Source organism: Kistimonas scapharcae (assembly GCF_039540975.1).
Classification (GTDB): domain Bacteria; phylum Pseudomonadota; class Gammaproteobacteria; order Pseudomonadales; family Endozoicomonadaceae; genus Kistimonas; species Kistimonas scapharcae.
Genome location: NZ_BAABFL010000031.1, coordinates 1 through 1,689 on the forward strand (window position 1 = coordinate 1; position 1,689 = coordinate 1,689).

The following is a 1,689-nucleotide window of genomic DNA, read 5'->3' on the forward strand; positions in this document are numbered from 1 at the left end:
AGACAACAAGCATAAGGAATACCTCCAGTACCCTGTGAAACATCTTTATTACTGCCCTTCCATCCTACCTTTCCTCTGCTGAATCCCGCCTGAACGAAACAATTACCGGAAAAAACCTGTACCAAAAGCAAAACCGATGCGGCGTTTAATGTTTCTATGCCTGAGGAAACCTTATGAAACCCATCCATATCTTCCGCAGTGGTACCCATACCGATTCAACAGGCATCACGACCGGGTTCAGCGAAGATGCCATCAAGGCATCAGCCGCTGCCTATAATCCCACCCTTCATGAAGCGCCCATTGTCGTTGGCCATCCCAAAGACAACGGTCCTGCCTATGGCTGGGTCAGCCAACTCCGGTTTGACGAACAGGGGTTGGAAGCCGAACCCCACCAGATAGATGCAGATTTCGAGGAACTGGTCAAAGCCGGTCGCTACAAAAAAATCAGCGCCAGTTTCTATACGCCGGAGAGTCCCAACAATCCGGTGCCCGGTGTGTTTTATCTACGCCATGTGGGGTTTCTGGGAGCCCAACCTCCAGCCATCAAAGGGCTGAAGGACATTGCCTTCAATGAGAAGGAAGAAGGGATCGTCGAGTTCTCCGCCCCCTACGACACACTCACCATCGCCTCAGTGTTTCGCCGGCTTCGTGAGTTTCTGATCGACAAGTTCAGCCGTGAGGAGGCGGATGAGGTGATCGCCAGCTGGGCCATTGATGAGCTGGAACTCTCCGCCAGACAAGAAGAGAACACTGAGGCCAGTGTCTCCCCCGCCTTCTCCGAAACCAACCCCATTGAACGGACTGAGGACAACGGAATGACCGAGGAAGAACTCGCACAAAAAAAGGCCGAGCTTGAGGACAGGGAAGCATCCCTTGCGGCTAAGGAAACGCAGTTCAATGAGCGTGAGTGTGCGATTAGCGCATCGGAAGCCGCCATTGCCCGGCAGTCCATCAGTGCTGAGCTGGACACATTGGTACAGAAAGGAAAACTCCTGCCTGCCCATAAGGATCAGATGGTGGCGTTCATGGCCTCGCTGGACACCGAAAAAGGCGTGGTCTCCTTTGGTGAAGGTGAGCAAAAAACGACACTGGATCAGCGTACCTATCTGCTGAAATTTCTTTCCGGTTTGCCACAACAGGTGGACTTCAACGAACACAGCAAGGATGACCAGAGCGAGCCGCCGGCATCCTCGGATGAACTGGCCCGCAAGGCGCTGGCCTACCAGGAACAGGCGCGGAAGGAAGGCCGCATGGTCACCATTACCGAAGCGGTCAATACCATCCGGCAACAGGGAAGCAACGCATGAGCATCAGAAACGACGGGCTAATCAAAACCTTCATTGCCGATGGTGTGTTGCAAGGTCGTCGGCTGGTGACCTTCGGCACCGGTCGCATGACCGTGCGACAGGCTAACGCAGCTTCCGATGCCTTGATTGGCATCACCACCCAGATCGGCAGTGAAAACAATGGGCGGGTCGATGTCATCGTTTCCGGCATTACGGAAGCGGTGGCCGGTGGAACACTGAGCAAAGGCACCGTGCTCACCAGTAATTCCGAAGGCAAGGTGATTACGGCTACCCAGGCTGCTGACCGCATCATTGGCATTGCACTGGAAGATGCCGAGGTGGGGGATTACGCCGCCATCCTGCTGGCACAGGGCTGATGGTTTCAAAAACGACTTCTGACGGT

Annotated in this window: 3 protein-coding genes; 2 read left to right on the top strand and 1 reads right to left on the bottom strand. The window is 54.5% G+C overall.

Annotated elements, in window-relative coordinates:
• A partial coding sequence (locus ABD892_RS02335) for a hypothetical protein (protein WP_345193423.1) occupies window positions 1–188 on the bottom strand: 188 nt, incomplete at its 3' end.
• On the opposite strand from ABD892_RS02335, the gene ABD892_RS02340 reads away from it, so the two are divergent.
• Both ABD892_RS02340 and ABD892_RS02345 read left to right on the top strand, forming a co-directional pair.
• A complete protein-coding gene (locus ABD892_RS02340) occupies window positions 174–1,307 on the top strand; it encodes a hypothetical protein (RefSeq protein WP_345193425.1) in 1,134 nt (377 codons plus the stop codon). The two genes, ABD892_RS02335 and ABD892_RS02340, sit on opposite strands and share 15 nt — an antisense overlap.
• On the top strand, window positions 1,304–1,663 hold the full coding sequence (locus ABD892_RS02345) for a capsid cement protein (RefSeq protein ID WP_345193430.1): 360 nt from the start codon (window positions 1,304–1,306) through the stop codon (window positions 1,661–1,663). The genes ABD892_RS02340 and ABD892_RS02345 overlap by 4 nt, the downstream gene beginning before the upstream one ends.
• Window positions 1,664–1,689: the final 26 nt, after the last annotated feature.